This window comes from Roseateles sp. SL47, from assembly GCF_026625885.1.
Lineage (GTDB): Bacteria > Pseudomonadota > Gammaproteobacteria > Burkholderiales > Burkholderiaceae_C > Roseateles.
This window is the reverse complement of the sequence record NZ_CP113068.1, coordinates 2,274,564-2,296,731: the sequence shown is the minus strand read 5'-3', so window position 1 is coordinate 2,296,731 and position 22,168 is coordinate 2,274,564. Positions and strand designations below refer to the sequence as shown.

The following is a 22,168-nucleotide window of genomic DNA, read 5'->3' as shown; positions in this document are numbered from 1 at the left end:
GCCATATGACCGCCATCACCAACGCCGTCGTGGAAGAAGACCTGCGCGCCATTGCAGCGCGCGACCTTCCCTGGAATCAACTGAGTGGGCGCCGTGTCGTGGTGACCGGTGCCGGCGGCTTCCTGGGCGCCTATCTGGTCAGAACGCTGTTGTCCCTTCACCGCCTCGGCCGCGTTGCGGAACCGGTTCGTGTGGTCGCACTCGTCCGCAATGCCGAGCGAGCCCGTGAACGATTCAGTGATCTCGTCGATGGCTCCGCGCTGGAAATCAAAACCTGGGACCTGAACACTGTGGCGGTGCCGGAACTCGGGGATGTCCACTACATCATCCATGCAGCGAGCCAGGCGAGCCCAAGGTTTTATGGGACAGACCCCGTCGGCACCTTGTTGCCGAACACGGTGGGTACGGCAGCGCTCCTGGAGGCGCTCAGGAAAAGTTCAGATCCCAAGGGCTTCCTGTTCGTGAGCAGCAGTGAAGTTTACGGAGCCGTCAACGGGAACGCAGGGCTGAAGGAGGACGATTACGGTGTCGTGAATCCCACGCAGCTGCGCGCCTGCTATGCCGAGAGCAAACGAGCAGGTGAGACGACCTGTGTGTCATTCCATCACCAGTACCGGATCCCGACCTGGATCGTCCGTCCGTTCCACACCTATGGGCCGGGCTTGACGCCAGAGGACGGTCGGGTGTTTTCAGATTTCACCTACAACGTACTGCGCAACGAAAACATCGTCATGAATAGCGACGGCTCCGCCCGACGCGCTTTCTGTTATGCGAGTGACGCTGTGGCAGGATTCTTTGCCGTGATGCTGCGCGGTGAGGCGGGGACCGCCTATAACGTCGCAAATGCCGGGGCCGAGATGTCGGTGATGGAATTCGCCGAGCTCATGGTCGGACTTTTCCCCGAGAAGGGATTGAGGGTGGATCGCCGTGTCGACACCAGCAGCCCGAACTACATACCCAGTGCATACAACAGGCTGGTGCCCGATACCGCCCGTCTGGAATCGCTGGGCTGGAAGGCTGAAGTCACTCCGGCGCAAGGCTTTAAACGCATGATTGAGGCACTGCAATGACTGCCCCCTCCGAACTCAAGACGCTTGCCGCAACGGTCCGTGGCCACGCTTTGACCATGGTGCATCACGCCAAGGCTTCCCACATCGGCAGCGCGCTCTCGATTGCAGACATCGTCACGGTGCTCTACGGCTCGGTGATGAAAGTGGATCCTCAGAGGCCCGACTGGGCCCTGCGCGACCGCTTCATCCTCAGCAAGGGGCACGCCTGCGTGGCCGTGTATGCCACGCTCGCGGCTCGTGGATTCATCAGTGAGGCCTCGCTCGCCACCTACGGTCGCGATCACTCCAACCTGATGAATCACATCAGCCACAAGGTGCCCGGGGTCGAGTTCTCGACGGGTTCACTGGGTCACGGTCTGCCCTTTGGCACCGGCAAGGCGCTCGCGGCCAAACGCTCCAGGCAGCCATGGCGGACCTTCGTGCTGCTGAGCGACGGTGAGCTTGGTGAAGGGTCGAACTGGGAAGCGATGCTCTTCGCAGCTCATCACCAGTTGGACAACCTGGTGGCCATCATTGACTACAACAAACTGCAAAGCCTCACGACCGTCGACAAAACGCTGCGCGTGGAGCCGCTCGCCGACAAGGCTCGGGCTTTCGGCTGGGCCGTGCGTGAGGTCGACGGCCATGACCATGGTGCCTTGGACGAAGCGCTCGCTGCCGCGCCGTGGGAAGCCGGCAAGCCCTCTTTCCTGATTGCCCATACGACGAAGGGAAAGGGCGTCAGCTTCATGGAGAACAGTGTCGATTGGCACTACAAATCGCCCTCAGCTGACCAACTTGCACAGGCCCTGGAGGAGATCCGCCATGCGTAACGCCTTTATCAACGAGTTGGTGACGCTGGCGCGCGTGCATCCGCAGATCGCGCTGATCGTCGGTGATCTTGGCTACTCAGTGATTGAGCCCTTTGCGGATGAGTTCCCCGACCGCTTCATCAACGCTGGCGTGGCCGAGCAGAACATGACAGGTCTGGCTGCGGGCATGGCCTCCGAGGGTTACCACGTCTTCACGTACTCCATCGCCAACTTCCCAACGTTCCGCTGCGCTGAACAGATCCGCAATGACGTGGCCTATCACCAACTCCCGGTGACGGTCGTCGCCGTGGGAGGAGGACTGGCCTATGGAGCGCTTGGCTATTCCCACCATGCGGTGCAGGACTATGCTCTGATGCGCACGCTGCCGCATATGCTGATTGCAGCCCCGGGGGATCCGATGGAAACGCGTGCCTGCATGCGCTACCTCGTCAACAACCCCGGACCGTCCTACCTCCGTCTGGGCAAGGCGGGTGAACCGAATTTCCATCCAGCGCCCCCGGATGTGGCCCCGGGCCGCTGGCTGAAAGTCCGCGAGGGTAGCGGCGAGCGCACCCTGCTCAGCACCGGTGCGGGTCTGCAGGTCGCCATGGACTGGGTCAAGCAGGAGGCCCACGCTGGTCACGCGGTTCACTCAATGCCGCTGTGGTCGATGGCCGACAAGACAGCCCAGGCCGAGATCTTGAGGCCCTACGATGAGGTGGTAACGATCGAGGACCACCTGCAAGATGGGGGCTTCGGCTCGTGGATGCTGGAGGCGAAGGCCATGGACTCCAAGCTGGCATGCATCGTGCGGCCGGTCGCGCTCAGTCCTGAAGTCTGCGGCACTGTCGGGTCGCAGGCGACGCTGAATCGGCTGGGCGGCTTGTGAGTCCATCACCAATGCCGGGTGCCTCCACCACCGCAGTGGGGCGCTTGATCCGTTTGGCCGGGATGGATATCCACATCTTCCTGACCCTTCTGAGCCGGGGCTGGTCAGTCCTTGCAGGAGGCGGAACAGCGCTGCTGATCCCGGCATTTCTGACCCCGGCCCAGCAGGGCTACTACTACACGTTTGCCTCCGTTCTTGCAGCTCAGATCTTCTTCGAGCTGGGGCTGAACCATGTGCTCACCCAACTGACCAGTCACACTGCAGCACACTTGCGCCGGGAGACCCATGGGGTGTTGAGCGGCGACCAGAAGTGGCTGGTCGGACTCTCCTCGCTTCTCAGGTTGGCAGCGAGGTGGAACGCCACCATGGCCACCCTGTTCTTCGCGGCGGCCTTGGCCGGGGGGGGCTACTTCTTCTCCTTGAAAGGCACCCTGCCCATCATGGAATGGCTGCCCCCCTGGGTCGCCCTGATTGGTGCGACAGCGCTGAATCTCGCCATGAGCGCACGTCTGGCGATCTGTGAAGGGTTGGGTGAGGTCGGTCAAATTGCGCGTTTGCGGATGCACCAGTCCATGGTCGGCTACGCCGTGCTGTGGGTGCTGCTGTTCAGCCATCAGGGCCTTTGGGCTGCGGTGGCCGTTCCGGCCGCTTCTGCGGTGATGGCCATAGTCTGGCTCAGCCGACATGCAACCCTGAAGCAATTGCGGGGTGCCGCCTACAACCTTCTAGACACTGATGGTGTCCATCGCTATACGTGGCGGCGGGACATTTTCCCGCTGCAGTGGCGCATCGCACTCAGTTGGATGAGTGGATATTTCATCTTTAACTTCCTGACGCCGATTGTTTTCTCACAGCAAGGTCCGGTGGACGCCGGCAGGCTCGGCTTGGCGCACACGATCTTCTGGTCGATCTTGACGCTCGGAATCAGCTGGGTTTCTGCGAAGGTCCCTGCCATGTCCGCGCACGTCGCCCGACATGAGCGGAAGGAACTGAATGCCCTGTTTGACCGCGTGGCAAAGCGCACTGTCGGAGTCACTGCGCTTTGCGTGGCGGCATTCGTCCTGATTGTGGAGATTGGCGGCCAATTTGCACCGGCGGTGCTGAATCGCATCCCGCCCTTACCGGCCCTGCTGATGATGGCGTCAGCCACCGTTGCCAACGCGGCGATCTTTGCGATGGCGGTTTACATGCGCGCTCACAAAGAAGAGCCTCTGCTCGGCCAGTCTCTGGTGACTGCCGTGCTAATTGCCGTGGGTGCCTATGGGATGGCAGGCCACAGTCTGACGGCCGCTGTCGCAGCCTACAGCAGTGTCACGCTTCTGGTTGCCCTGCCCTGGGTCACGATCATCTATACGACCTATCGCCGGAGGTCGGAATGACGACTGCTCCCCTCCTCACAGTCTGCATCCCGACCTATAACCGAGCCGATTGCCTTGGAGCATTGCTCGACGTGTTGCAGGCCGAACTGGCGACACAACCCGGTCTCGTGCGCGTGGTGATTGGTGACAACGGGTCCACGGATGTCACTCCGGAAGTCACGAGAGCGTTCGCTGCCCAGGTACCGGACACGCGGGTGCTGCGACATGCCCAGAATCTAGGCCCCGACGAGAACTTCTGCCGCTGTATCGCCGAGGTCAAGACTGAGTATTTCTGGATCATCGGCGATGACGATCTGCCTCAGCGGGGACTCATTTCCGTCCTGCTCACCATGCTGAAGCAGTCCTCACCGGACCTGGTGTACATCAACAGCAAGGACATGGACGCTGTGACCGGCGCGGACCGCGAGACCCTCAGGTCTGAAGCGCTTGACGCCACCTTTCTGGACCGCCGAGCCTTTGCCAGCCTGATTCATGTCGGGATGACCTTCGTCTCGGGTTGTGTGATTCGTCGGCAATTTGCGCCCGACGCGGCGCTGCGCCGATTCACCGGCACACATCTGGTTCAACTGGGCTGGGTGTTCGGAGCGCTGGCCCAGGGACAGCGCTTTGTGCACGTTCGCAATCGCGCGGTCTTCGCCACTGCCGGCAATCGGGGGAGTTATGCGGTCCTTCGAGTGTTCGGCGACTCCTTTCAACGCATCGCCCGCGAGGTGTTCGTTGGCGACAAGGAATCCAGAAGGCTTGCGGAACTGCTGGTGAGCCGCACGTCCATCTATTTCCTGCCGAGCGTCGTCTGGGCGCTGCGCCAAGCCACGCTGGGCGACTTCGACCGATCAGAACGCGCTGCGTCGGCCATGCAGTCGCAATTGGGGAGCTCCCTGGTCTACCGGCTCCTGGTGCTACCGCTGGAATCCTTGCCGATGCGCTCTGCCCGCTGGCTGATGAGATTCAACAGCTTGATCGCCCGCCTCGTCAGTCTTTACGATAGGCTCAACGCTCGCGCCCGCGGCGCGCTGCGACCGCTATGAAGTGGATCCGCGTCCTGGCCCTGGGCCCCGACATGCTGGCCACGCGCGTGCGCTCGTGGATGTGGTCTCGCCTTTTGGACTGTCCCGGTCTTGTGCTAGGCGCAGGCAGCATGATCGTTGCCGATCGAAAGATTCGTGTCGGCCGGGGTTTTCGTGCTGGACGCGGTCTTTGGCTGGCTGCCGTGACCCATGACGGCTCGAAGCCGCTGGACCCGAAATTACATATCGGAGAGCGGCTTAGTTGCAGCGACAACGTCCACATCGCGTGTGCGTTCTCGCTGACGATTGGCCATGACGTGTTGATCGGCAGCAAGGTCCATGTGACGGATCACAATCATGGTGCCTACAAGGGTGCAGGTCCCCACTCCAGTCCAGATGAGCCGCCAACGGCCCGCGTCCTGTCGGGCGAACCTGTCCGCATTGGACATCGAGTCTTTCTGGCCGATGGAGTGGTGGTACTGCCCGGCAGTGACATTGGGGACGGTGTCGTGGTGGGAGCCAATTCAGTGGTGCGGGGACACCTTCCCGCCGAGACGCTGTGCGTGGGAACGCCTGCGCGCCCGATCAAGCGTTTCGACAGGACGACCGGGACATGGATGCCCATCCGTTGAAAGCTGCAGCGCCGATGACTACCTCTCGTGTTCCGCCCAACACCGCTTCCGCGAACCCCGTGCGAGAAGGGTCCGTCCTTGCCATCGTTGTCCTGTTTCGACGCGCGCCGACGGAAGCAGCGGCCTGGCCGGTACTTTCGGCCTGGTTGAGCGAGCCTCCCGCCAGTGCTTCATTTTCGTTGACTCACGTCGTCTTTCACGACAACTCGCCCGAGCCTGCCGAGCTGCCGGAAGCGCTCCGCTCCGACCCCCGACTCAGTTACCGGCACGACCCGGCAAACGGTGGCACCCGGGCCGGCTTTCTCACCGCCGCCGAACTAGCCCAACAGTTGGGCTACCAGTGGCTGTTGCTGCTGGATCAGGACACCGTCCTGCCTGCAGGCTTCCTGGAGAAGGCGGCCATCGCCGGCGCCACTGATACGACGGTGGCAGCACTGGTGCCACGAGTCTGTCACGGGGATCTGCCCGTGTCACCCGGCGTTATTGCGGATACCGGCATTGTGCGACCGCTGCCCATCCACGCAGAAGCTCCCGCGCACGCGCGGCTGACGGCGATCGCCTCCGGCACGTTGCTGCGAGCGTCTGCGTTCAGCGATATGGGCACGCCACCGGAACAACTCTGGCTCGACGGTGTTGATCATTGGATCTTCACTCGGCTGCACAGTCTGCGGCGGTCCGTGCGAGTGATCGACTGCACGTTGTCGCATGACCTTTCGGTGGTCGAACTCGGAGCCATGCCGGTTTGGCGGATCATCAACATGTTGGAGTCAGAGCGCCTGCTTCTGCGTGAGTGGCCGCTTCTGGCTCGCATTGTGCGGCCCTATCGCCTCTTCCGGTTCCACCAACGTTTGCAAAAAGAGCATCCCAACGCAGCTCGAGCCATGCAACGATGGCTGTTGACCGGCAAGGTCCCAGAGCGGCCCCAGCACCGTGCGCACGGGGCTCTTTCGACGTCTTCATTCATGGCGACCATCGACATCCTCTTGCCGGTTTACAACGGCGGCCAGTATCTGCAAGCCCAGTTGGACTCGCTGCTCTCGCAGACGCACACCGCCTGGCGCTGCCTGATGCGCGACGACGGTTCCAAGGACTCGTCGCTGGAAATCCTGCGCCACTATTCCGCCACCCACCCGGACCGTTTCGTGTTGATCGAGGATGACCTGGGCAACCTCGGCACGGTCCGCTGTCTCAACGCGCTGAGCACCCATGTGCAGGCTCCGGTATTCGCGTTCTGCGACCAGGACGATGTCTGGCAGCCCGAGAAACTGGCAACGTCGCTGGAGCGATTGCAAGCGCTGGACTGCCCGGCGGGTACCCCGGGACTGGTGTTCTGCGACATGACGGTGACAGACGCGGATCTCACGCCAACCGCCGACTCCTTCTGGGACACCCTGAGCGCACGCCCCTATGCCCGCAATCTGGCAGGTCTGCCGGTGATCAACGTCGTGGCCGGCTGCACCATGATGGGCAACCGCGACTTGCTCGACGCCGCATTCCCCGTGCCGGAGGGCGCCCCCATGCACGACTACTGGATCGGCATGGTCGGCAAATACACCGGACGCATCCAGGCCATCGAGCAGCCGCTGATGCTGTACCGCCAGCACGGCCGCAACCAGTGTGGCGTCGCTCGGCGCGGCCCACTGCTGCAGCGACTGGCCGGCCGTCTACGAGCGCTCGACAGCTTCCGCGCCCAGGCGCGCACCTCCCGATCCCTTCGCCTGGGCATGCTGCAGGCGCTGATGTCGCGCCAGTGGCCGACCCTGAACGTTCGCGACTGCCGACAAGCCATCGATGCGGAGCGCGGCGGTGCCGTGCGTCGGCTAGGCTATTTGCTGTCACGGGGCATCCGCCCGGACCATGCCTTCATTTACTGGCTGGCCTGATGTCATGAGCACGCGATGAGCAATAGCATGCAACCCCTCTCCAACTGGGCAGTGGACCGACCTTCGTCTGGAAGTCGTCCGAAAGTGGCGGTCGCCCTGTCGCTGGCCTTCGCTCTCGCCACCCTGCTGCTGACCCGACACGCCCAGGTCCCCGGACTGAGCAGTGTCACGGCCCCCTGGGCACTGCTCATCCTGGCTGTGACGCTGCGCCTGAGCAAGCTCACCTTGGCGATAGTCCCCATGCTCGCCTATTGCTGCGTCTCGCTGGTGGTGTCCGTCTTCCTAGGTAACGAGGCCACGGTCGGTCTGCGCTTCCTGGTCATCACCATCGCCACCTTGGTGGCGTTTGGGGTTCGCTCCCAGCCGGTATCGCCCGCCTGGGCGCTTTTCCCTGTCACGCTGCAGGCCATCGGCATCGCAGGTCTGTCGCTCACCCTATCCGTCATGCAGGATCCGCTGATGGGTGGTGCCGTACGCGCCTATGCCCTCACGAGTGACTGGGGCGACGTCTACACGCTGGACGGCGTCTATTACCGTGTCCAAGTCATCGGCAACGCGCTGATCCCGCTGCTGTTCGCGATCTGCCTTTGGCAGCCACCGTCGCGCTTCAGAAGTTGGGGGCTCATCACGGCTGTTGTCGGTCTGTTGGCTGCGGGCAATCTCACCTACTTCCTGATGGCCGGGGTCGCCGTCTTCCTGCGGTTCAAGTCTTACTTCTACACCCACACCCGCACCTGGCTGACCGTGTTCAGCGTGCTGGCGGTGGTGGCCGTTGCAAACTCTGATGTCGGCATCAATTCCGTCACTCGCAAGTTTGATGGCGCCGGCTCTTCGATGGGCGTCCGCTTTGACCAGATCGAGGCGGTTGTGCGGGCCACGGACGCGTTGCCGGCAGCGGTGCTGACCGGAGCGGGTCTGGGCAGCAGGTTTCCCAACGGCCGGCTCAACGATTACTCCGACAGCCTTTACATCGAACTGCAGGCGCTGTTCGTGGGCTATCAATTGGGGCTCATCGGAGCCGCTCTGTACGGCGTTACGCTCCTCTATTTCGCCCGGCGCACCCTCAGCCGTGAAGGCCAGCAGATCTTCTGGCTTTACATGCTGTCAGGCATCAGCAACCCCTACATCCTGGACACCAATCAGATCATCGCCACGATGCTGTTGGTGCACTGCTTCCCGCGCCGTACGCGCCCTGCCGACGCTGCGACCCGTGTCGCTACTGCGGCGCCGGTGCTGCCTCCTGCAACCCCAGTCGCATCCGGCTCATCCGCCGGCTAGTCGCCCTGTTCCCCGCCTGCTGTCCCATGATTGATCGAATTGCGGCCATTTACACCACCTACCGGCCTGATGCGGCCTTCCGCGAACGGGTTGCCCCCCTGGCGGCCCGCTGCCAGGCCGTCATCGTGGTGGACAACACGCCGGGCGGACACGACTTCGGGCACTGTCCCGAGCTGACCCTGCTGCAGGATGGACGGAACAAGGGACTCGGTGCGGCGCTCAATCAGGGCATCCGCCAAGCACGGGAGATGGGGTGTGATGCGGTGATCCTGTTCGATCAGGACAGCACGCCAGGGCCAGATTTCCTTCAAGCACTCGCAGACGGGCTGCAATCCCTGGGCGGGCAGCGCTGCGCGGTGGGCCCGCTCATGCTGGACGACTCCGTCCTGGAAACGAGCGGCCTGCCAGAGATCACACCCGAGGTGAAGGCCCGACCGGTGACCTGCCTGGCCACCTCCGGCATGCTGTTCCCTATCGGTGACCTGATGCCAGAAGACCTGTTCTCTGAAGAGCTCTTCCTGGATTTTGTCGACTTCGACTGGTGTTGGCGAATGGGCCAGAAGGGCTGGCGCCTGTTCAAGCTGGACAATGTACCGATGGCCCACCGACTTGGGCTGGCGCAGCGCAGTGTGCTGGGCATGCACTATCACGTTCCCGCCCCCTATCGCCACTACTTCCAGTTCCGGGATACGTTGCGGCTGCTCACCTTCCGCCATGTGCCGCTGTACTCGAAAGTCCGTCTCGGCGCCCTGCTACCGCCCAAGTTTCTGGTCTACCCCTTCATCTTGGACCGCGGGCTGGAGCGCGTGACCTGGATGCTCAAGGGGATCCGAGACTTTCTCCTGCGTCGCTGGAGCGTCGGCGCCGCTGCGGCACGCCTGCAGGGGGGACAATCGGCTACAAGCCGCAGTGTCACACCGCAGCATCCGCATTGATACAAAAATTCTCTCCAGGGATCTTTCATTCATGAGTCAAGTCATTTTCGTGGCCGGCGGCGCCGGATTTGTCGGAGCCAATCTGGTTCCGCGCCTGCTGGATGAAGGTGCCATCGTGGTGGTGGCAGACAATTTCTGCCGCGGCCGGCGCGAAGCCCTTCCCACCCATGACCGCCTCCACGTCATCGAGGCCGATCTGGCTGACCGCGCCGCTACGGCACAGGCTTTCGATCAAGCGGCCGCCCTCGGCCCTTTGAAAGAGGTCTGGCACCTAGCCGCCAACTCTGACATTCCTGCCGGCGTGGAAGACAGCGACGTTGATTTCAAAGACACTTTCCGCACGACCTTCGAGCTGCTGCGTGCCATGCGGGCTCACCGCGTGAAGCACTTCCATTTTGCGTCCAGCTCTGCCGTGTACGGAGACCTGGGTAACCAGCCCTTGCATGAAGGTCTGGGGCCACTGCTGCCCATCTCCAACTACGGCGCGATGAAGCTGGCCTCAGAGGCACAGGCCAGCGCGGCGGCCGAAAGCTTTCTGGACCGCGTCAACCTGTTCCGCTTCCCGAATGTGGTGGGCGTTCCTGCCACACATGGTGTCATCCTGGACTTCATCAACAAGCTCGCTCGTACCCCGGACAACCTTGACGTGCTGGGAGACGGCACCCAGCAGAAGGCTTACCTTCATGTCTCGGACCTGGTCAACGCCATGCTGATGGTGCGGGCCCGCCAGTCTGAACACAAGGTGGAGCTGGTGAACATCGGCCCTACTGACGAAGGCATCACCGTGCGGCGCATTGCCGAGATGGTCGTCGCCCGCGTGGCGCCCCAAGCCCGCCTCAGTTTCGGCCAAGGCAACAAGGGATGGGTGGGCGATGTTCCCAAGTTCACCTACCTCACCAACAAGATGCAAGCCTACGGCTGGCAACCCAGCGTCAGTTCGGCAGGTGCCGTGCAACGCGCCGTGGATGAGATCGCACGCCAGCAAGGGCATTGAGCGGCCGTTTCATGTCAGATACTTCCGTCTCCCCCCGCGTCACGATCGTCATGCCGGCCTTCAATGAGTCGGCGGAGATCATGACGGCCAGCCTGGACAGCATTGCCGGGCAGACACTGCAGGACTTCGAATGCCTGGTGATCGACGAAAGCACCAAACCCGAAGCAGCGGCCACCTGCCGGGCCCTGTGCGAACGGGATGCCCGCTTCCGCTACATCCATCCTGAGACCCGCATCGGCCTGGCCGCCAGCCTGAACCTCGGCATCTCCCAGGCACGGGCGCCGCTGATTGCTCGTTTCGATTCTGACGACATCTGCCTGCCGCATCGACTGGAACGCCAGGTGGCCTACCTGGACCAGCACCCCGAAGTGGACGTGCTGGGCGGCGGTCTCGAGATTTTCAGCGCCGACCGTGGGGTCATTGCGGTGCGCGAATACCCCGTCGACGCTGCGACCATTGAACGGCGCTTCCAGACCACCACCCCCATTGCACATCCCACGGTGATGATGCGCAAAGCGGTGCTGGACCGGGCCGGTGCCTACGACCCCAGCTTCCGCTTCGCGGAGGACCTGGATCTCTGGCTACGCCTGCTCAATCAAGGCGCCCGGTTTGCCAACCTGCCCGAAGTGCTGGTCCGCTACCGTCAGCAATCGACACGTCGCAATCCGCAGCACTGGCAGTTCAACCTGCGTGCGCGGACCAAGAACTTCAGTACCCGGCAACTGCCGCGCCGCCTGTTCGGCCTGCTGGCGATTGCCACCTGGCGAATCATCCCTGCCTCCATCCAGGAGCGGGTGTTCCATCACCTGCTGTTGCGCAAGGGTTGAGTACACCGCGCCTCTGTTTCACGGATTTCCCATGACCCAGCCCTCCGGACCTTGCACCGTTGCCATCCTTGCCGGTGGCATGGGCACCCGACTCAAAGTGCGCACCGGCAATCTGCCCAAGCCGATGGCGCCCATCCATGGGCGGCCGGTACTGCAGCATCAAATCGAGCTCTGCCGTCGTCATGGCTTTACGCGTATTGCGCTGTTGGTCCATTACGAGCACGAGACCATCCGCGCGCATTTTGGCGACGGCAGCGGCTTTGGTGTCGAACTCGAGTACTGCGTGGAAGGCGAAGCCCGCGGCACTGCCGGCGCCCTGGTGGATGCGCTGGGCACGATGGACAGCCGCTTCCTGGTGCTCTACGGTGACACCTACGCAGACGTCGACCTGTCGGCCCTGTGGCGCCATCATGCAGACACCGGAGCTGCCGCTACGCTGCTGCTGCATCCCAACGACCATCCGCACGACTCCGATCTGGTTGAGGTGGACGAGCTGGGCCGGGTCCTGGCAGTGCATGCCTACCCGCATCCAGAAGGGGCGGCCTATCGCAATCTGGTGAATGCGGCCCTGTATGTGATGGAGCGGGACGCGCTGCCCGGTGTGATTCCCCTGGACCGCAAGTCCGACCTGGCCAAGCACACCTTCCCTGCGATGCTGGCCCAGGGCCTACGGCTGCAGGCGCACGTCACGCCCGAATACATCAAGGACATGGGCACGCCCGAGCGGCTGGACAAGGTGGAACGGGACATCACCGCCGGTCTGCCTGAGCGTCTGTCGGGCCGGAACCCGCGCATGGCCGTGTTTCTGGACCGCGACGGCACGCTGAATGTCGAGGTCAATCACCTGGCACGCCCGGAACAGCTCCAGTTGATCCCCGGAGCCGGAGAAGCAGTACGCCAGCTCAATCGTGCCGGCGTACTGGCCGTAGGCGTCACCAACCAACCGGTGGTGGCCCGGGGTGACGTGACGCTGGCAGAGCTAGAGCGGATCCATGCCACCCTCGATCATCAGTTAGGTGGCAGCAAGGCCTATCTGGACCGCCTCTATGTCTGCCCGCATCACCCCGACAAAGGCTTCCCCGGTGAAGTGCCCGAGCTCAAGATCGACTGCGAGTGCCGCAAACCGCGCACCGGCTTGATCGACCGCGCGGTGCGGGAACTGGGCATCAGCCGGAGCCGGTCCTGGATGGTGGGCGACACCACTGGTGACCTGATGGCCGGTCAGCGAGCGGGTCTGCGCACGGTGTTGGTCAGAACCGGCCATGCCGGACTCGACGGCAAGTACGACGTAGAGCCGGACTACGTCATGCCCGATCTGAGCGCCGCCGTGCACTGGATTCTGGAAGGCCACGCCACCATGGCCCGCCGTCTGCTTCCAATCAGCGCGGACGCCTCAATGGCCCGGCTCGTGCTGATCGGTGGTCCGGCTCGCGCTGGCAAGTCCTCAGCAGCTCGCATCCTGGCCGAACAGTTGCGCGATGGTCGCTCCGCCGTGCATGTGTTGCCGCTGGATGGTTGGCTGCGTGCTCCGAGTGCTCGGCCGGAGGGGGTCGGCGTGCTTGAGCGGTACGACATGCAGGCCTTCAAGGCGGCACTGTTCCCCCTCCTGCGCTCGAGCGAGCGCCATGTGTTGCAGGTCCCCGCCTACGCCCGCAAAAGCCGCGAAATCCTGCCGGGACGTCCGGTTTCGATCGGTCCGGATGACCTGGTCATCGTCGAAGGCGTGCCAGCGCTCATGGACGATGAATTAAACGCCTTCGCCGACCTCAGGGTCTTCCTGGACGTTCCTGATACCGAGCGCCGCACCCGCCTCACTGCGGACTACGCATGGCGAGGCGAAGGCGACGCGGGTCTGCAAACCCGCCTGGATTCCCGCGAACGGGACGAGATCCCCGCCGTGCGCGCCAGCGCCGAACGGGCGACGCATCATCTTTCGAGCACAACCAGCCTGTCATGATTCTGAGCAAGACCCCCCTTCGGATGAGCTATGTCGGTGGCGGCAGCGACATGCCGGCCTTCTATCGCGAAGAGCTGGGTGCAGTGCTGTCGACATCCATCGACAAGTACATGTACATCGCCGTCAACCCGAAGTTCGACGGACGCATTCGCCTGAGCTACAACCAGACCGAAGAGGTCGACACCCCCGCGCAGGTGGCGCACCCGCTGGTACGCGAAGCGCTTCAACTGCTCGAGATTCCCGGCGGCATCGAAATTGCATCCATGGCCGACATTCCCTCCAAGGGTTCCGGCCTGGGGTCCTCCAGCAGTTACACCGTAGGCCTGCTCAACGCTCTCTATGCCTACAAGAACCAGTTTGCCTCCAAGGCGACGCTGGCAAGGCAGGCCTGCGAAATCGAAATCGATCGCTGCGGCGAGCCGATCGGCAAACAGGACCAATATGCGGCTGCCTTCGGCGGACTGAACCTGATCCGCTTCCATCCGGACGAATCCGTATCGGTGGATCCGGTCATCTGCAGCCCGTCGCTGCTCAAGACTCTGGAAGATTCCACTCTGGTGTTTTTTACCGGTCGCACACGCAGCGCATCGGCGGTGCTGGCACAGCAGTCCAAGGCGCTCGCATCGCCGGACCGCAAAGCGCTAATGCGCCGCATGGTCCAACTGGCCTTCGATCTCAAAACAGAGCTCGAATCGGGCACGCTCGACCACTTCGGTTCCATCCTCGACGAGAATTGGCGTCTGAAGAGTCAACTCTCTGCCGGCATCAGCGATCCCCAGATCGATGGCTGGTACGAAACTGGCTTGCGCCACGGCGCACTCGGCGGCAAGCTGCTGGGTGCGGGCAACGGCGGCTTCATGATGTTCTTTGCTCCGCCTCACACGCACGCGGCCATTACCGCCGCCTTGTCCGATCTGCAGCCGGTGAAGTTCAACTTTGACCGTACGGGTGCCCAGATCGTGTTCTACCAACCTGCCGCCTGAATCGTATTCCCATGACCACACCCTTCACCGTTGCCAATTACTTCGCCGCTCATGCGAAAGTCGCCAGCACCATGAACCTGGATCACTTCCAGGCGGGCATCGACCTCATTCGTAGCAAGTTCGACGCCGGCAAGAAGATCTTCACGTGCGGCAATGGCGGCAGCGCATCCACCGCATCGCACTACATCACCGACTGGAACAAGATGATCAATCTGGCCACAGGCCGGAAGTTCCGCGGTATTTCGTTGTGCGACAACATCGGGGCCATCACCGCCTTTGCCAACGACATCTCGTACGACGAAGTCTTCGCCGGGCAGCTCAAGTCGATGATGGACGAAGGGGATCTCGTCATTGCGATCAGCGGCAGCGGCAACTCGCCCAATGTGGTGAAGGCTGTGGAATATGCCAACGCCAACGGCGCGGATACGCTGGCGGTGGTGGGTTATGACGGTGGCAAGCTGCTACCGCTGGCCAAGCATCACATCCTGGTGCCGTCCTTCGACATGCAGATGTGTGAGGACATCCACCTGATGTTCGGGCACATGGTGATGAAGACGCTCTGCAACAACGACATCAAGATCATCAATCTCGACTGAACATCCGCTCAGGGGCCAGCAAGGCCTGCCTTGGGGTAAGGCGACCGCGCCAACACACGGCTGGGCGCCTCACGGCGCTTCGGCGGCGGTGCTTCTCTGCTGGCTCTCGTCCTGCGGCTCCAGCAGCAGATAGGGAATCTCCTGCGTCAAGAACGCCTGGCGGTCCGTGGTTCGGATAAAAGGGGGCGCATGGTCACCCACCACGGCCACATACGGCGTGGCTGCACTCTCCTCAAGCTGATTGGCCATGTCACGCAGCAGGGCCCCCAGCTGATCGGTTAGCGCGCAACTCGCCTCGCTCACATCGGCCTGTACGCAGAGGGCGGCCAGCTCCGGCGCCTGAAGTTTGGAACGGCTGGACAAGGGGAGATGAGTGTCCAGTGTCACCACATAGGCAAGGCGTCTGGGCTTTTGAACCGACGCAATCGCGGTGTGGAGCACTTCCCGGTCACAGATGCCATGGAACACCGCATGGCAATCCTTCACCTGGGCCGGGCTCCGTTGGTAATCAAAATGGTGGGCTTGCAAGCCCGCCACGCCCCACCAGCGGTTGCGGTCAAACATGGAGAGCTGGAACCCGTGATAGCCCATGGCCGTAAACTCATCAGCCCCCAATTGATGGGGGAGGCAGGGGTGGCTGTTGGTGGCGTCCAGCATCTCGTAGGACCCGTCCAGCCCGCACAGTACGCGCAGTTCGCCGTGCGTCGTGGAGCCATAAAACCGCTCGGTGCCGGCGGTGAATCTCCATCGCTGCCGCAGGCGCGGAGACTGGATCTGCCGGGCCAGCCAGTCCCGCAGCTGCGGACTCACGGGTTCTCCCATGGACTCCACCAGCACCAGCAGAATGCTGCCGGAGGGTTGCGAGGCATGCCATTGCAGGATGCTGTCGCGGACATGCGAGGGAACCACCTGCAATCCCGACGCCTGAGAAGGCACGCCCGCCTGCTGCATCTTGTAGAGATTCCAGACCGGGCTGCCGCCGACGTTAAAGGGTTCGCGTAGATTGTCCCGGCCGATGCCAGCCATCTGCATCGATCCATTCATACCGTCGGCCAGCAACACTCCCGCGATCAAGACCACCTGAATCACGGCCATCGGTGCGCGCCATCGCTTGAGCATCTGAGCCAGGGCGAACAGGTAGAGCACGCCCATCACCGCCAGCAGCAAGGCCGCCCACGTCAGGAACGGCGCCAGGTTCATCATGCTCACGAACCGGACCGAACCGACAAAGTCCGCCACATTCAGGAAGTGGTAGTTCAATGAGGCGATGCGAACCACATCCACCACCAGCACTGCGGCGAGCACAAGCCAGCCGAGTCGAAGCCCGATAGAAAAGAGCAGAACGGCCAGCATCAGATCTTCATTGAAGATGGGCCGCTGGAAGCTGTAGAAATTCTTGAGGATCCAGAAGGGCGCCTGCAGCGCGACATTCAGGCCCATCACATACATCCAGGACGACACGTTGAACATCCCCCGGGAACGCGCTGCGATCGCGTCGAAGGCAAATGTCGCCATGGAGCTGATTCGTTCATTCATGGAGGGCGGTTCCAAGGACATGCAGTAGTCCGGGCGAACAGGAGTGCGCAGGTGTGGGCTTGAAGTGGACGGAAGACAATTCGCGGGAACGTCGTCAAGTTGTCATTATCGACACTGTCAGGATGCCTTGGATGCATTTACGAAGATAAGGCCGGACAAGAACGGTCGAACCACATGTGACGCGAGCGCCGAATCTCACATTTCTCGCCTGCAACATCGTCGTCAGCGGCGTCTCGAACTTCGATCACTGCCTCTGCGCTGCCGTGTGGCTGATCACCCGCCCTTCTGCAGATTTGGCCACCCCATCACATGGGTTGGGTCACTGCCAAATCGATAAACACTTACACTCCCGCACTGCCGATTGAGCCCGGTCAGGTCTCCCAAGAAGTCAGCTGGAGTTCGACTTTACCGACGCGGTTGGGGCGCGAGCTTCAGCGGAGACAACTGCGCGTACGCACACCGAGGCTGGCAAGAGTATTTATCGACATCTGAGGGTCGAAACAGGGGAGGAGTACCAATGAAGAAGTTGTTGGTCTGTTTGGGTTTTGCTGCCGCGTTGCCGCAGGCGGCCTGGGCTGATGGATGGGTAGGACGCTTCGTTCCTACGGGAACCTATGTATCTGGCCTACAAAACTACCATTTCCGGGTGTTTGGCATTCCTGCTTCGGCAGGTTGTACCAATGAGTTCGCCTACGTGAGTGGCGACGATCCTGCGCTCAAGGCTTTCACGGCAACGTTGCTGATGACAGTTGCTATGAACAAGCCTGTCAATCTCTATGTCACAAAAGACAGCGCCGGTTTTTGCAGGATTATTGAACTCGATACGCGGTGATCTTCGTGTGGAAGGCCGCCTGATGGCCCGACATCTGGAACAGGGGCTGATCATGCAAGCATCCATAGAGGACTTCGCCGGTTTCATACGATGCAGCGGCGATTCATGGACTTCATCAGAATATTTGCGTGGGTAGGCACACATGCGGCTCCAGATTCTCAGTTCCCTGTTGTTCGGTGTTGTCCTGTCCACTTCCAGCTACGCCGGAACTGCAGGACAAGTGAAGATCCGGAACATCAACTTCATGAGCCAGGGAGTGGTCATCTTTTATGTCGAGGGGGCTCGCAACGGCGCGCCTGCCTGCGCAACGGAAGGTAGCCGCTTTGCGCTGGATGTCACCACACCTGGCGGTAAGGCCCAGTTGGCTGGCATCTTGACGGCCTATGCGATGGGCAAGCCGGTGAATGTGTACGGCACTTCAGCTTGCAATCTTTGGGGCGACACCGAGACCGTGGACTTTTTCCAGACAGCGGATTGACAGGAGTCACTGACCGCGGCATCTGTCACCGACCAGCGCAATAGAGCCACCGATGTTCGGCATATTGGAGCCAGTAACAGGTGCGGCCTGCAGTTCGGCGTGGGCCGTGGTCTTGCCGGTGCTGTCGATCCATCGAGCAGCATGTGCAAGGGTTCTTGCGAGCCGGCTAGCGACACGCAGCCGGTGGTGAGTGGTGCCGACGTCGGGAGAGGCGCCGACCAGATTCCTGAGCAGTAGGAACATGGTCGGCCTCCGTCACTCAGCGTCGGCGTGGATCACGCGCCCCCGGTGATGGCGCTCGCTGCAGCTCAGCCCCGCACGGCCCTGCACCCAGGTGAACAAACGGGCCGTGAGCAGCGTGCCGATGGCCATCGACTGGCCAAGGATCGTGCGCCACTGCTGCTGGATGCTGCCCAGCATCGCCCAGTTGGCCCGGGCCACGGTCTTCCAATCAACCGCCAAGACGAGGTGCAGCTGGCCAGCCCAGACCGCTAGGCCAAGCAGCACCGACATCAAAATGAACTGCACCAGACGCTTACAGATCAGGCGGATGGCGTGGTGGTACGGGTAGTAATACTTGCTCATGTCAGCTCCTTAGCGGCTGAGGGGTTGAGGGGTCTGGGCGTTGACCTGCGCCGAACTCACCGTAGCTTCGGTGCGCACGAGCGCTTCGCTGGTGCTCACGGCCTGCGTGTGCCCTTGCAGCACGTCGCGCACGAAGGCGCGCAGGCGCTTGTCGGCCGGGCCAGAACGCGCCAACAGGTCGGCGTAGAGATCGGCCGGGATGCAGGCTTTGAGGAACTTCTCGTTCACTATGTTTTTTGCTCTCCGGCTAAGGGGTCGCGAGCTCGGTAATCTGGCCTTGGTCGCGCGAAGCCGAACCAGCACTGGCTTTGCGTCCCGTAGGGTCGGCAATCACCGATCGCGTCGGACGTATCGTTCTCCAAGGGCTGTTTGATGAAGGCGCCGGCCAGGATTTGCGGGCACGGCTGCGCCACCGGGCTCTGGGCCGGCTGGCGGGACTGCGAAGAGGTTGAAGTCATGATGGTTCTTCTCGGGGTTTCGGGGTGCCGCAGCGCGAAGCGCGCATGCGGCGGCGAAGCCCACTCGCGATGGAGCGGGACCGAGCGGCTCAGGACGAAGCTGGCCGTGGTCTTGTTGAGAGGCACGAACCCGGGCACGCGGGCGCACGAACCCAAGGGGTTCGCGGACCATGGCCCGGAGGCTCGTGGCAGCGCAGCGGCTGAGGACGCGCAGTGCGCGCGTTGGAACGAACGCGATCTGCCGGGACGCACGGTGGTCGTGCTGGTCAGCACGGCGCGCGCGGTGGCGATGCAGGTTCGATTTGAGAAGCCCAGTACACAGTCAGCGGCTTTGGCAGCGGACTTGGGCCGGATGGTCCTTGCAGACGCACCAACTGCAGGTCGGCCGTCAAGCCCGGCGCTCTGACCGGAACGAACCGCCTCTGGCAAGAGGCTTGTTTTGAAATGCCGCAACCCATCTAAGGGCGCGACGGCTGCCGAGCTATGTCGGCAGCGTGTTTGCAGTTTGCCAGATGCCCGCTCAACCATGCAAGTGGCCGGGCTGAGTTGCAACGCATCGCGGAGCACCCGAGTTCGACAGTTAAGCGGCTAGGCTATTGATTCTTGAGTATTCGACGCAGTGGCGGGCAGTGTTCCAGCGTCATGGCGGACACTGTTGCACGCTGAAGGCGGAAACCTGCCGGGTGTTCTGAGTGACCCGAACGCGACATACGCTGCCCGTTTTTGACCGGAACCAGCGATGCTCGGCCAGCGGCAGTTGGTGCCGCCGGGCTTCGCGCCCATCAAGCCATCGACTACAGCTCGAAGCGCTGGAAGGCCACGCTGATGGCGGACACTTCGGCTACGATAAAAGCGTCACTCAGGGCACCCACACAACGTGTCCGCCATCGCCCGGAACGCTGTCCGCGATGGGAATGGAATCGTAAGCTCCCCTATCAATCAGACAGTTGATTTCCAAAGTCCGCAGCAGTTGTTGTGATCAGTCGGGGCATGAACTGCTTGGGCGGTACGCCACCCAGCGAATCATGCGGTCGGTACTCGTTGTATTGAATCAGCCAGTCGTCGGCGATGGCCTGAACCTGCTCGATTCATTACCATCGGCACATCCGTTCCGTTGGAGTGAAGTTGGAAATATTGAGAGCCGCAGAAAGCAGATATGACATTCAGAAAATTCATCAACAAAGGGCTTGCAGTTGCAGCCCTCAGCGTCCAGGCTCTGATCGCCACCACCGCGTGGGCAACGGAGACTGATATTGGTCCGGTCTATCTCGATAGCGTCGGTGTGCTTCAGGTTGCTGGTGGGGGCCACCTAGCAGGCAATATGGAGATCAAGATCCGGGGAGGCTTCACGCTCCCATCCGGCATGGTCTGTAGCAATGTCTACATCACCACGCTCAAGACGACAGACCCGGATCGCCGCATGTTCGCGCTGCTGACTTCAGCGCATCTGATGGGCAAGGCGGTTCGACTCCGCATCACCGATGCCCCCGAATTGAACGCGTTCAATGGACGGTGCAGCTTGATGTGGGTCGGTATCGATCCATGATTGGACGGACAGCATCCCGCGATTGTGACAAGAATGCATTTCGCGGTTGAGGACTGCCTGGACGCGCACCGCAATCGTGCGGACACACGCGCTGATCCTCGGGCAACTCGTGGCGGATCACCTCGCGCGGCAGCGCCGGGTCCAGCGGCTTGCGCCCACGCTTGGAACGCTTGTGGCCGGGCACGTCGATCTCGTCGCTGTCGTCGCCACGCTCTTCATTTGCAACGATGCCGACGACGATCATGTGATCGCTGCGGCCGTCACCGCACGCGCCGAGCTGATCGTCACCGGGGATCGCAAGCATCCGCTGCCCATCGGCACCCATCAGGGCATCGCCATCGTCACCGCGCGTGAGGTCGTCGAGAGAATCGAGGCACGAGGCCAGACCTGATGCCGAGGCTCCGCCGACCATCAATGCAATCCAGAACGCACAAGCGCCTCTACATCGAAGCGCGAATCGGTCGATCCCGTGATCTTCCCGCCCGATATCATTTGCTGCACTCGATCAGCAAATCCCTCATAGGCAGTTGCCCGCGCCTGGTTGCTGTGGGACGGACCGTAGGTAGACCGAACTTCTCGGATCACAGCCACCGCGTCATTCCCACGCCCCAAGACCAACAGAGCCGCAGGCAAGAAGTCCTCTCGGGCCATGACGTTGAACCATGGCGACCCCGAGTCTGTAAGCAGCAATTCCACCGCCTGATTCAATCGCGATAGCCTCGGAACCTCATTGGCGAAGACTTCAGCAACGACGGTCTTCAGCAATTCCATCGACGGATCATCAGCTCTCGCGAACGACAGCGGGAACGACCTCCGATAAATTCGGCCATCAAGAGCCGAGAGACTACAAGAGAGCGGGCAGTAAAAATCTGACGGCGACGCTGGCACTGCGGCCTCCCAAAGGGATCGACGCAGCCCCTCGGCTCCTGGGTAACTCAAGCCTACGCCAGCGGTCACCGCTATCTGGTCGCCGACAACCTTCCGAGAACTGGGACTAATGCGCAACACTGCGACGCACTCGTCTCCAACAGGCCGAGCCAGCACCTCTTCATCGACGCGCATGAATCCCTGCTGAAGAAAGGCGTCATCAACAAGGCCGCACAGCTGCGACCATGCAGATTTGAAGTTAGCCATCGTTGAACCCGCGAATCATCCACCTCATGCCGCGCCCAATCTTGTTCAAGATGGTGTTGGCGTTCTCTCTGAAGTTGCTCCTCGTTGTCGGGCTTCGATAGATTCGGAATCCTTCGTAGACACCTAGGTTGTAGTCATAGACCCTGACCTGATCGCGGACCAATCTGGTCGGATCAATGCCGTCAACCCCCTTGAGATAGTAGTTGCCCGACTGAAGGTCAGACATTTAGGCCTTCTGGATTTGCCCCCATCGAGCATTGGGGCCAGTCTTGATCTCGTTCGAGCGCAGGAAGCCTTCCTTTGCGTCGTACTGAACGATGTCAATCTCTGAGATCTGTCCATCAGCGAAAACGATCTGCCGGTGTGTTGCCACCAGAT

25 protein-coding genes are annotated in these 22,168 nt (G+C 61.9%); 18 read left to right on the top strand and 7 right to left on the bottom strand.

Features of this window, described 5'->3' with window-relative positions; translation table 11 throughout:
- Nucleotides 1-5: 5 nt before the first annotated feature.
- The 14 genes from OU995_RS09915 to OU995_RS09850 all read left to right on the top strand — a co-directional run bounded on the left by OU995_RS09915 (nucleotide 6) and on the right by OU995_RS09850 (nucleotide 15,221).
- Complete coding sequence (locus OU995_RS09915; protein WP_267835352.1) at nucleotides 6-1,070, top strand: NAD-dependent epimerase/dehydratase family protein; 1,065 nt, start codon at nucleotides 6-8, stop codon at nucleotides 1,068-1,070.
- Nucleotides 1,067-1,882, top strand: coding sequence for a transketolase (locus tag OU995_RS09910; RefSeq protein ID WP_267835351.1), 816 nt, complete (start codon nucleotides 1,067-1,069; stop codon nucleotides 1,880-1,882). Before OU995_RS09915 ends, OU995_RS09910 begins: the two co-directional genes overlap by 4 nt.
- Complete coding sequence (locus OU995_RS09905; RefSeq protein ID WP_267835350.1) at nucleotides 1,875-2,750, top strand: transketolase family protein; 876 nt, start codon at nucleotides 1,875-1,877, stop codon at nucleotides 2,748-2,750. The genes OU995_RS09910 and OU995_RS09905 overlap by 8 nt, the downstream gene beginning before the upstream one ends.
- 44 nt (nucleotides 2,751-2,794) lie before the next feature.
- Nucleotides 2,795-4,129 carry a hypothetical protein gene (locus tag OU995_RS09900; protein ID WP_267835349.1) on the top strand — a complete coding sequence of 445 codons (1,335 nt, stop codon included), beginning with the start codon at nucleotides 2,795-2,797 and terminating at the stop codon, nucleotides 4,127-4,129.
- Nucleotides 4,126-5,157, top strand: coding sequence for a glycosyltransferase family 2 protein (locus OU995_RS09895; protein ID WP_267835348.1), 1,032 nt, complete (start codon nucleotides 4,126-4,128; stop codon nucleotides 5,155-5,157). Before OU995_RS09900 ends, OU995_RS09895 begins: the two co-directional genes overlap by 4 nt.
- Nucleotides 5,158-5,267: 110 nt before the next feature.
- Nucleotides 5,268-5,768, top strand: a complete 501-nt coding sequence (locus OU995_RS09890) for an acyltransferase (protein ID WP_267835347.1) — start codon at nucleotides 5,268-5,270, stop codon at nucleotides 5,766-5,768.
- On the top strand, nucleotides 5,750-7,651 hold the full coding sequence (locus tag OU995_RS09885) for a glycosyltransferase (RefSeq protein ID WP_267835346.1): 1,902 nt from the start codon (nucleotides 5,750-5,752) through the stop codon (nucleotides 7,649-7,651). The genes OU995_RS09890 and OU995_RS09885 overlap by 19 nt, the downstream gene beginning before the upstream one ends.
- 84 nt (nucleotides 7,652-7,735) lie before the next feature.
- Nucleotides 7,736-8,929, top strand: a complete 1,194-nt coding sequence (locus OU995_RS09880) for a hypothetical protein (protein ID WP_267835345.1) — start codon at nucleotides 7,736-7,738, stop codon at nucleotides 8,927-8,929.
- Nucleotides 8,930-8,955: 26 nt separating this feature from the next.
- Nucleotides 8,956-9,864 carry a glycosyltransferase gene (locus OU995_RS09875; RefSeq protein ID WP_267835344.1) on the top strand — a complete coding sequence of 303 codons (909 nt, stop codon included), beginning with the start codon at nucleotides 8,956-8,958 and terminating at the stop codon, nucleotides 9,862-9,864.
- 31 nt (nucleotides 9,865-9,895) lie between these two features.
- Nucleotides 9,896-10,858, top strand: a complete 963-nt coding sequence (locus OU995_RS09870; protein WP_267835343.1) for an NAD-dependent epimerase/dehydratase family protein — start codon at nucleotides 9,896-9,898, stop codon at nucleotides 10,856-10,858.
- A gap of 11 nt (nucleotides 10,859-10,869) precedes the next feature.
- The gene (locus OU995_RS09865) at nucleotides 10,870-11,685 is read left to right on the top strand and encodes a glycosyltransferase (protein ID WP_267835342.1); all 816 of its coding nucleotides are present in this window, start codon (nucleotides 10,870-10,872) and stop codon (nucleotides 11,683-11,685) included.
- Nucleotides 11,686-11,716: 31 nt separating this feature from the next.
- On the top strand, nucleotides 11,717-13,642 hold the full coding sequence (locus tag OU995_RS09860; RefSeq protein ID WP_267835341.1) for an HAD-IIIA family hydrolase: 1,926 nt from the start codon (nucleotides 11,717-11,719) through the stop codon (nucleotides 13,640-13,642).
- Between the two features lie 50 nt (nucleotides 13,643-13,692).
- Entirely contained in the window at nucleotides 13,693-14,625 is a 933-nt protein-coding gene (locus OU995_RS09855; protein WP_267835339.1) for a GHMP kinase, read from the top strand.
- 11 nt (nucleotides 14,626-14,636) lie between these two features.
- Nucleotides 14,637-15,221: a D-sedoheptulose-7-phosphate isomerase gene (locus OU995_RS09850; protein WP_267835337.1), complete on the top strand. Its 585-nt coding sequence runs from the start codon at nucleotides 14,637-14,639 to the stop codon at nucleotides 15,219-15,221.
- A 69-nt stretch (nucleotides 15,222-15,290) separates the two neighbouring features.
- On the opposite strand, the gene OU995_RS09845 is transcribed toward OU995_RS09850, so the two are convergent.
- Nucleotides 15,291-16,757 carry a hypothetical protein gene (locus OU995_RS09845; RefSeq protein ID WP_267835336.1) on the bottom strand — a complete coding sequence of 489 codons (1,467 nt, stop codon included), beginning with the start codon at nucleotides 16,755-16,757 and terminating at the stop codon, nucleotides 15,291-15,293.
- 517 nt (nucleotides 16,758-17,274) lie between these two features.
- Between OU995_RS09845 and OU995_RS09840 the strand changes: the two genes are divergently transcribed.
- Together OU995_RS09840 and OU995_RS09835 are read left to right on the top strand one after the other, a co-directional pair.
- Nucleotides 17,275-17,589 (top strand): hypothetical protein, encoded by a 315-nt coding sequence (locus tag OU995_RS09840; protein ID WP_267835335.1) that lies wholly within the window; start codon nucleotides 17,275-17,277, stop codon nucleotides 17,587-17,589.
- Nucleotides 17,590-17,731: 142 nt separating this feature from the next.
- Nucleotides 17,732-18,067 carry a hypothetical protein gene (locus OU995_RS09835; RefSeq protein WP_267835334.1) on the top strand — a complete coding sequence of 112 codons (336 nt, stop codon included), beginning with the start codon at nucleotides 17,732-17,734 and terminating at the stop codon, nucleotides 18,065-18,067.
- Nucleotides 18,068-18,073: 6 nt separating this feature from the next.
- On the opposite strand, the gene OU995_RS09830 is transcribed toward OU995_RS09835, so the two are convergent.
- The 4 genes from OU995_RS09830 to OU995_RS09815 all read right to left on the bottom strand — a co-directional run bounded on the left by OU995_RS09830 (nucleotide 18,074) and on the right by OU995_RS09815 (nucleotide 20,198).
- Complete coding sequence (locus OU995_RS09830) at nucleotides 18,074-18,310, bottom strand: hypothetical protein (protein WP_267835333.1); 237 nt, start codon at nucleotides 18,308-18,310, stop codon at nucleotides 18,074-18,076.
- Between the two features lie 12 nt (nucleotides 18,311-18,322).
- A complete protein-coding gene (locus OU995_RS09825; RefSeq protein ID WP_267835332.1) occupies nucleotides 18,323-18,652 on the bottom strand; it encodes a hypothetical protein in 330 nt (109 codons plus the stop codon).
- 9 nt (nucleotides 18,653-18,661) lie between these two features.
- A complete protein-coding gene (locus OU995_RS09820) occupies nucleotides 18,662-18,880 on the bottom strand; it encodes a hypothetical protein (protein ID WP_267835331.1) in 219 nt (72 codons plus the stop codon).
- 1,165 nt (nucleotides 18,881-20,045) lie between these two features.
- Nucleotides 20,046-20,198 carry an integrase core domain-containing protein gene (locus OU995_RS09815; protein WP_324288758.1) on the bottom strand — a complete coding sequence of 51 codons (153 nt, stop codon included), beginning with the start codon at nucleotides 20,196-20,198 and terminating at the stop codon, nucleotides 20,046-20,048.
- Nucleotides 20,199-20,266: 68 nt separating this feature from the next.
- Between OU995_RS09815 and OU995_RS09810 the strand changes: the two genes are divergently transcribed.
- Both OU995_RS09810 and OU995_RS27550 read left to right on the top strand, forming a co-directional pair.
- Nucleotides 20,267-20,656, top strand: coding sequence for a hypothetical protein (locus tag OU995_RS09810; RefSeq protein WP_267835330.1), 390 nt, complete (start codon nucleotides 20,267-20,269; stop codon nucleotides 20,654-20,656).
- A gap of 46 nt (nucleotides 20,657-20,702) precedes the next feature.
- Nucleotides 20,703-21,047: a PIN domain-containing protein gene (locus OU995_RS27550; RefSeq protein WP_420714845.1), complete on the top strand. Its 345-nt coding sequence runs from the start codon at nucleotides 20,703-20,705 to the stop codon at nucleotides 21,045-21,047.
- Nucleotides 21,048-21,067: 20 nt separating this feature from the next.
- Here the strand turns inward: OU995_RS27550 and OU995_RS09795 are convergent, their stop codons facing one another.
- Complete coding sequence (locus tag OU995_RS09795) at nucleotides 21,068-21,427, bottom strand: hypothetical protein (RefSeq protein ID WP_267835329.1); 360 nt, start codon at nucleotides 21,425-21,427, stop codon at nucleotides 21,068-21,070.
- Nucleotides 21,428-21,782: 355 nt separating this feature from the next.
- Nucleotides 21,783-22,016, bottom strand: a complete 234-nt coding sequence (locus tag OU995_RS09790) for a hypothetical protein (protein ID WP_267835328.1) — start codon at nucleotides 22,014-22,016, stop codon at nucleotides 21,783-21,785.
- Nucleotides 22,017-22,168: the final 152 nt, after the last annotated feature.